The 7,821-nt window shown below is 72.8% G+C and carries 9 protein-coding genes; 6 read left to right on the forward strand and 3 right to left on the reverse strand.

Annotated features, from left to right (window positions below):
* The coding region (locus H5J29_RS14020) for an alcohol dehydrogenase catalytic domain-containing protein (protein ID WP_181781393.1) at window positions 1-310 on the reverse strand (310 nt) is incomplete at its 3' end.
* A gap of 84 nt (window positions 311-394) precedes the next feature.
* Complete coding sequence (locus H5J29_RS14025) at window positions 395-1,021, reverse strand: MBL fold metallo-hydrolase (protein ID WP_181781394.1); 627 nt, start codon at window positions 1,019-1,021, stop codon at window positions 395-397.
* Between the two features lie 25 nt (window positions 1,022-1,046).
* Between H5J29_RS14025 and purS the strand changes: the two genes are divergently transcribed.
* From purS to H5J29_RS14050, 5 genes are all read left to right on the forward strand, one after another.
* Window positions 1,047-1,277, forward strand: a complete 231-nt coding sequence (purS, locus tag H5J29_RS14030) for a phosphoribosylformylglycinamidine synthase subunit PurS (protein ID WP_181781395.1) — start codon at window positions 1,047-1,049, stop codon at window positions 1,275-1,277.
* Entirely contained in the window at window positions 1,274-1,957 is a 684-nt protein-coding gene (purQ, locus tag H5J29_RS14035) for a phosphoribosylformylglycinamidine synthase subunit PurQ (RefSeq protein ID WP_181781396.1), read from the forward strand. The genes purS and purQ overlap by 4 nt, the downstream gene beginning before the upstream one ends.
* A 192-nt stretch (window positions 1,958-2,149) precedes the next feature.
* Complete coding sequence (locus H5J29_RS14040; protein ID WP_312858214.1) at window positions 2,150-3,331, forward strand: PP2C family protein-serine/threonine phosphatase; 1,182 nt, start codon at window positions 2,150-2,152, stop codon at window positions 3,329-3,331.
* Between the two features lie 5 nt (window positions 3,332-3,336).
* Window positions 3,337-4,986, forward strand: a complete 1,650-nt coding sequence (locus H5J29_RS14045; protein WP_220187409.1) for a sensor histidine kinase — start codon at window positions 3,337-3,339, stop codon at window positions 4,984-4,986.
* Window positions 4,983-5,438 (forward strand): response regulator, encoded by a 456-nt coding sequence (locus H5J29_RS14050; protein WP_181781397.1) that lies wholly within the window; start codon window positions 4,983-4,985, stop codon window positions 5,436-5,438. Before H5J29_RS14045 ends, H5J29_RS14050 begins: the two co-directional genes overlap by 4 nt.
* 10 nt (window positions 5,439-5,448) lie before the next feature.
* Here the strand turns inward: H5J29_RS14050 and H5J29_RS14055 are convergent, their stop codons facing one another.
* Entirely contained in the window at window positions 5,449-5,817 is a 369-nt protein-coding gene (locus H5J29_RS14055) for a hypothetical protein (protein ID WP_181781398.1), read from the reverse strand.
* Between the two features lie 129 nt (window positions 5,818-5,946).
* Between H5J29_RS14055 and purL the strand changes: the two genes are divergently transcribed.
* The coding region (purL, locus tag H5J29_RS14060; protein ID WP_181781399.1) for a phosphoribosylformylglycinamidine synthase subunit PurL at window positions 5,947-7,821 on the forward strand (1,875 nt) is incomplete at its 3' end.

Here is a 7,821-nt window from a genome sequence, read left to right on the forward strand (position 1 = left end):
CCGCCGCCACCAGCTGCGAGGCATACGCCCCGGACTCGACGTCCGCCAGCACGCGGCGCCCCACCCAGGCCCGGTCCACGCCCGCGCCGACCGCCAGCACCTGCCAGGCCGCGCCCTTCCCCGGCACGTACGGCAGCGGGACGGCGAAGCGCGGGCCGGGGGTCCCCCGCCGGATCAGCAGGTCCAGGGTCAGGACCCCCGCCGCCTCGACGCCCACGACCACCTCGCCCGGCCCGGCGACCGGATCCGGCACCTCGACCGGTCGCAGCACCTCGGGCCCACCGAACTCGTCCACTCTGATCGCCTGCATGGGGACGACCGTGCATGCTGAACTCGGGTTCAGGTCAAGCGGCGGGGAGCTGGTCCTGCCGCCCGAGGGTGCGCGGGTCGGCGCTCAGACGGCGGTGACCTGTTCGCGGTCCAGCACCCGGACCGTCGTCTCGGCCGGGGCGAGGTTCGTGAACAGGCCGTAGTGCATCGCGGGGTTCGCCAGCACCGCCTCGTGGATCGGCACGGCGGTCCGCGGGGCGACCGCCCGCAGGTAGTCCACGGCGTCGCCCGCCTTGAGCCAGGGAGCGCCGGTCGGGAGGAGCAGGGTGTCGACCGGGCGGTCCACCGGCGGGTAGGCGTCCCCGGGGTGCAGCAGGGAGCCGTCGACCAGGTAGCCGTTGTTGCGGACCACCGGTATGTCGGAGTGGATCACGGCGTGGTCACCGCTGCCGACCACCTCGATCCGGGCGCCCGCGACGGCGAGCTCCGTGCCGGGGGCGACGGTCTCGGCGTCCCGGCCGAGCTGCGCCGCGGTCTCCTCGTCGAGGATCAGCCGGGCATCGGGGTTGGCCTTCAGCAGCGCCGCGAGCGCCTCGGGGACGACGTGGTCGACGTGCTGATGGGTCACCAGGATCGCGTCGAGCCCCGTCAGACCCTCGAAGCCTGCGGAGAACGCACCCGGGTCGAACAGGAGGCGGGCCGCTCCGGTGTCGACCAGGACACAGGCGTGGCCGTAGTGCGTGAGCTGCATGGGAGACACCGTAGGCTGGGGAACCGTGGCGAGAGTGGTCGTGGACGTGATGCCCAAGCCGGAGATCCTCGACGTGCAGGGCCAGGCGGTGTCGCGTGCCCTCACCCGGATCGGCGTGACCGGTATCGAGGTGCGGCAGGGCAAGCACTTCGAGCTGGAGGTCGACGAGTCCGTCGACGACGAGACGCTGCACCGCATCGCGGGCGACCTGCTGGCCAACCCGGTGATCGAGGACTGGACGGTGACGCGGGTATGAGTGCACGGATCGGGGTCATCACCTTCCCCGGCACCCTCGACGACGTCGACGCCGCCCGCGCCGTCCGCTACGCGGGCGCCGAGGCCGTCCCCCTGTGGCACGGGGACCACGACCTCCAGGGCGTCGAGGCCGTCGTCGTGCCCGGAGGCTTCTCCTACGGGGACTACCTGCGGGCGGGCGCGATCGCGAGCCTCGCGCCGATCATGCGCGAGGTCGTCGACGCGGCCGGGCGCGGCCTGCCGGTGCTCGGCATCTGCAACGGCTTCCAGATCCTCTGCGAGGCCGGGCTGCTGCCGGGCGCGCTGACCCGCAACGAGAAGCTCCATTTCGTGTGCCGCGACCAGGTGCTGCGCGTCGACAACGCCGACACGGCCTGGACCGGGGGCTACGCGGGCGGGGACGAGATCGTCGTCCCGGTGAAGAACGCGGAGGGCCGGTTCGTCGCCGCGCCGGACACCCTGGCCGAGCTGGAGGCCGAGGGTCGGGTCGCGTTCCGCTACGTCGGCGGCAACCCCAACGGCTCGATGAACGACATCGCGGGCGTCACCTCGGCGAACGGGCGGGTCGTGGGTCTCATGCCGCACCCGGAGCATGCGATCGACCTGCTCACCGGCCCGTCGGTCCAGGGCCTGGGCCTGTTCACCTCGGTCCTCGGAGCCCTCGCGGGAGCCTCCCTCTAGCGGATCACCGCCACCGCTCTCGGCGTCCAGCCCGTCCCCGGCGGCGCCGCCCGGGTCGACCGGATACGCCCGGTACGAGGCCGCCCCGGCGCCGTGCCGGGAACGACCTGGAGCACCGGGCCCGGCGCCGCCGATCCACGTGTGACGGCCTAGGCTGACGGTCCGCTCCGCCCCGACGAGAGGCCGCCGTCCGTGACCCGTTCCCTGCCCGGCGCGGCCCCGTACCGGGTCCTGCTGGTCGAGGACGACCCGGGGGACGTGTTCCTCGTGCAGGAGCTGCTCGCGGAGGTCGACCCGTCGGTGCCGGTGACCGTCGCGGAGTCGGTGCGGGCCGTCGTCACGGAGAACCTGCTGGCCGCCACGGACTGCGTGCTCCTCGACCTCAACCTGCCCGGCACCTCGGGGCTGGAGGGCCTGCGGCAGCTCCTGCAGAACGACCCCTCCGCCGCCGTCTGCGTGCTCACCGGGCTGGACGACGAGCACCTCGGGATCGAGGCGGTCGGCGCGGGTGCCCAGGACTACCTGGTCAAGAACAAGGCGGACGGCGCGGTGCTGATCCGCGCGATCCGCTACGCCGTCGAGCGCAGGCGGGCCGAGGCCAGCATGGTCCGGCTGCGCGAGGAGCAGCTGGTCGCGGCCGAGTCGGTGCGCCTGGAACGGGGTCTGCTGCCGAAGCTGCTGCTCGACGGCAGCTCGGTGCTCGGCAGACAGTTCTACCGGTCCGGCCGCACCCGCGCGGTGATCGGCGGGGACTTCTTCGACGCCGTCCGCAGCCCGTCCGGCACGGTGCACGCGATCATCGGGGACGTCTCGGGGCACGGGCCGGACGAGGCCGCCCTCGGTGCGCTGCTGCGCGTCTCGTGGCGGGCCCTGGTCCTGGCGGGGGTGGACGAGCCGCAGGTCCTGCCGAAGCTGCAGGAGGTCCTGGTCAGCGAGCGCCACGAACCCCTGTTGTTCACCACGGTCTGCACCGTGACGATCGATCCGGCCGACGCGGGCGGCGCCCGCGTGCTGGTCCGGTCGGCCGGGCATCCGGCGCCGGTGTCGCTGCGGCCGGGGCCGGTGTCGCTCGCGCCGCGGGTCGGGGTCCCGCTCGGCGTGCTCACGGACACGAAGTGGGAGCCCGAGGTGGTGGAGCTCGCCCCCGGCTGGAGCCTGCTGCTGTTCACCGACGGGCTGATCGAGGGCCGCGGCGCGCGGCCGGACGAGCTGCTGTGGCAGGAGGGCCTGGTGGAGCTGTTGGCCGAGGAGCGGGCCACCCCGCACGCGGATCTGCCCGGACGGCTGGTGGAGCGGGCGGAACGGATCAACGGCGGCCCGCTGGCCGACGACGTGGCCATCCTGCTGTTGTCCGACCTCGCGGTCGAGCGGTGAACGCGGTGAACGTCGAGACCCCGCGCCGCCGCTTCCCGCTGCGGCTGCACACCGCCGCCCTGGCCGAGGCGGAGAACCGCTGGACGCTGCGGCGGTGGTTCACCGTCGGCGCCACCCTGGCCGCCGTGCTCTCGCTCGTCGCGGTCGGGCTCGGCGCGTGGGCCATCACGCGGATCGGCGACGCGCGAGACGACCTCTACGACCTCGTCGCCCCCGCTGTGACCGCCGGGCAGAACCTCAACGCCGCCCTGCTGGACCAGGAGACCGGCGTGCGCGGGTTCACGACCTCGACGAACGACGTGTTCCTCCAGCCGTACACGCTGGGCCGCGAGGCCGAGCAGGCCGCGGCGGCGCAGCTGCGGCCGTTGGACGCGTCGTTCCCGGAGACGGACATCGTCACGGACCTCGACGCGGTGGAGGCCGCGTCGGACACGTGGCGGCGCGCGTACGCGGAGCCCACGATCGCGGCCGCCCGGGCGGAGGCCCCGCTCCCGGATCCCGAGCAGGGCAGGCAGCTCTTCGACCGGGTCCGCGGGGCCTCGCAGGACCTGCAGGACACGTTGCAGGTCCAGCGGCTCGCCGCCCGCAGCGCGCTCGACGCCTCGATCACGTTCGTCGCGGTCGTCGGGATCACGATCGTGGTGCTGGCCGCGGTCTTCCTGCTGCTCGCCTCGCTGGGCCTGCGCAACGTGGTCCTCCGGCCGCTGCGCCACCTGGCCGCGCAGACCCGCGAGGTGGTGGCCGGGGACGTCGACGCCCAGGTGCTGGGCAGCGGGCCGCGCGAGATCGTCTCGCTGGGGGCGGATGTGGAGGCGATGCGCGCGCACATCCAGCGCGAGGTGGACCAGCTGCAGGTCACCAACGCGAAGCTCGACGAGCAGGCGCGCGACCTCGAGCGCTCGAACCGGGACCTCGAGCAGTTCGCCTACGTGGCCAGCCACGACCTGCAGGAACCGCTGCGGAAGGTGTCGAGCTTCTGCCAGCTCCTGCAGCGCCGCTACGGCGGACAGCTCGACGATCGGGCCGACCAGTACATCGGGTTCGCCGTCGACGGTGCCCAGCGCATGCAGGCGCTGATCAACGACCTGCTCTCGTTCTCCCGCGTCGGCCGCACCACCACCGGGTTCGAGCAGGTGGACCTGGGTGTCGTGGCGCGGACGGCCGTCACCCAGCTCTCCGCCGCGGTCGAGGACGTCGGCGGCGAGATCGTGCTCCCCGCCGACCTGCCCACGGTCACCGGTGATCCCGGGCTGCTGCAGGCGCTGCTGTTCAACCTCTTCGGCAACGGGCTGAAGTTCCACCGGGAGGGCATCCCGCCGGTCGTGCGGCTGAGCGCCGTGGACCGCGGCGACGAGTGGGAGATCGCCGTCTCGGACAACGGGATCGGGATCGAGCCCGAGTTCGTGGACAAGATCTTCGTGATCTTCCAGCGGCTGCACGGCCGGGACGTCTATGCGGGCACCGGCATCGGGCTCGCGCTGGCGAAGAAGATCGTCGAGTTCCACGGGGGTCGGATCTGGGTGGACCACGGGCTCGAGGGGGAACCGGGCACCACCTTCCGGGTCACGCTGCCCACCACCCAGCCGGCACAGTCGACACCGCACGACCCGGCGCCCGCCGCCGACGTCCCGCTCGTGAAGGAGCCCAGCACGTGAACCCCGACTCCGCCGCACTCACCGACCCGGCCAGGGTCGTCAACGTCCTGCTCGTGGAGGACGACCCGGGCGACGTCCTGATGACCCGCGAGGCGTTCGAGGAGCACCTGCACAACCGGCTCGACGTCGTGACCGACGGCGACGCCGCCCTGGCCTACCTGCGCAACGAGCCGCCCTACGACGACCACCCGCGGCCGGACCTGATCCTGCTCGACCTGAACCTCCCGCGCCGCGACGGGCGCGAGGTGTTGGCCGAGGTGAAGAACGACGAGAAGCTGCGCTCGATCCCGGTCATCGTGCTGACGACCTCGCAGGCCGAGGAGGACGTGCTGCGCAGCTACCAGCTGCACGCCAACGCCTACGTGACCAAGCCCGTCGACTTCGACGGCTTCATCGAGGCCATCAAGCAGATCGACCACTTCTTCGTGAGCGTGGTCAAGCTCCCCACCTGAGGCCGCCCGCCTACAGCATCGCGTCGATCTCGGCGCGGTGGTACCGCAGCGGCGTGGTGGGGAAGCCGTACTCGTCCTTGTGCAGGCTCGGCGAGCCACACCAGCCGCAGCGACCCGAGGCGTCCATGACCGCGCGGGACTCGAGCTCGGTGCGCCGGTCCGTGGCGCCCTTGGGCAGGGCCCCGACGGCGGACGACGGGATCTGTGGGCTCTGCCTGCCCTTGACCTGCTTGTAGAGCCAGTACCCGCCCACCGGGATCGCCACGATGATCGCGAGCCCGAGGACCCACTGCAGCAGCCCGACGACGACCGAGACCGCGATCCCCGCCAGCACGAGCACGCCGATCACCTGCAGCACCCGCAGCACGACCTTCGACACGACGCCTCCCCGGTTCCACCTGCCGCACCGACGGTACCGGGATCGGCGGGTCGGCGGTCGGCCGTTCGGCGCCGCCGCCGAGACCGACGCCTCGGGAGCCGGCGGCGGCCGACGTTTACGCTGGTACCCGTGACCGAGCTCGACGCCCGTACCGTCAGCGACCCTGGAACCGACACCGTTGCCCACGCCGCCGACACGCCGGACCAGCCGCAGCCGTGGCGCGAGCTCGGGCTCAAGGAGGACGAGTACCTCCGCATCCGGGAGATCCTGGGCCGCAGGCCCACGGACGCCGAGCTGGCGATGTACTCGGTGATGTGGAGCGAGCACTGCTCCTACAAGTCCTCGAAGGTCCACCTCGGCTATTTCGGCGAGACCACCACCGAGGCCATGCGCGAGAAGATGCTCGCGGGCATCGGCGAGAACGCGGGCGTGGTGGACATCGGGGACGGCTGGGCCGTCACGTTCAAGGTCGAGTCCCACAACCACCCGTCCTACGTGGAGCCCTACCAGGGCGCGGCGACCGGCGTCGGCGGGATCGTCCGGGACATCATGGCGATGGGCGCGCGCCCGATCGCGGTCGGCGACCCGCTGCGCTTCGGCCCGGCGGACGCGCCGGACACCGCGCGCGTCCTGCCCGGGGTGGTCGCGGGCGTCGGCGGGTATGGCAACTGCCTCGGCCTGCCGAACATCGGCGGCGAGGTCGTGTTCGACGCCTCCTACGCCGGGAACCCCCTGGTCAACGCCCTGTGCGTGGGCGCGATGCGCACCGAGGACCTGCACTTGGCCTTCGCCTCCGGCGCGGGCAACAAGATCATCCTGTTCGGCGCGCGGACCGGGCTCGACGGCATCGGCGGTGTCTCCGTGCTGGCGTCGGAGACCTTCGGCGAGGGCACCGGGCGGAAGAAGCTGCCGTCGGTCCAGGTGGGGGACCCCTTCACCGAGAAGGTCCTCATCGAGTGCTGCCTGGAGCTGTTCCACGCGGGGCTGGTCGTCGGCATCCAGGACCTCGGCGGCGCGGGGCTGTCCTGCGCGACCTCCGAGCTGGCCGCGGCGGGCGACGGCGGCATGCACATCGACCTGGACCGGGTCCCGCTGCGGGCCACCGGCATGACCCCCGCCGAGATCCTCTCCAGCGAGTCGCAGGAGCGGATGTGCGCGGTCGTCACGCCGGAGAACGTCGACGCGTTCATGGCCGTCTGCGCGAAGTGGGACACCATCGCCACGGTGATCGGCGAGGTCACCGACGGCGAGCAGCTGGTGATCGACTTCCACGGCGAGACCGTGGTGGACGTGCCGCCGCGCACCGTGGCCCACCACGGGCCGGTCTACCGCCGCCCGATCGAGCGCGGCGCGGGCCAGGACGCGTTGGAGCGGAACACCCCGGACACCCTGCCGCGGCCGAGCGCCCCGTCCGAGCTGCGCGCGGAGATCCTCCGCATGGCCGCCTCGCCGAACCTCTGCTCGCGCGCCTGGGTCACCGACCAGTACGACCGCTACGTGCGCGGCAACACCGCCTCCGCCCAACCCGCCGACGCCGGGGTGGTCCGGGTGGACGAGCGGACCGGCCGCGGCATCGCCGTCGCCACGGACTGCAACGCCCGCTTCACCGCCCTCGACCCGTACGCGGGGGCGCAGCTCGCGCTAGCCGAGGCCTACCGCAACGTCGCGACCTCCGGGGCCGTGCCGCTCGCCGTGACCAACTGCCTCAACTTCGGCTCGCCCGAGGACCCGCACGTCATGTGGCAGTTCTCCCAGGCCGTCCGCGGCCTGGCCGACGGCTGCGCCCAGCTCGGCATCCCCGTGACCGGCGGGAACGTGTCCTTCTACAACCAGACCGGCACGCAGGCGATCCTGCCGACCCCGGTCGTCGGCGTCCTCGGCGTGATGGACGACGTGGCCACGCGGATCCCGTCGGGCTTCCGCCGCGCCGACGACGTGGTCGTCCTGCTCGGCGAGACCGCGGACGAGCTCGGCGGCAGCGAGTGGGCGCACGTGGTGCACGGA

Source organism: Pseudonocardia pini (assembly GCF_013870575.1).
Lineage (GTDB): Bacteria > Actinomycetota > Actinomycetes > Mycobacteriales > Pseudonocardiaceae > Pseudonocardia > Pseudonocardia pini.

Excerpts from the sequence above, each read along its gene's own strand:
- H5J29_RS14025 (WP_181781394.1), bottom strand. The coding sequence starts at position 1,021 with ATGCAGCTCACGCACTACGGCCACGCCTGTGTCCTGGTCGACACCGGA.
- purQ (WP_181781396.1), top strand. The coding sequence starts at position 1,274 with ATGAGTGCACGGATCGGGGTCATCACCTTCCCCGGCACCCTCGACGAC.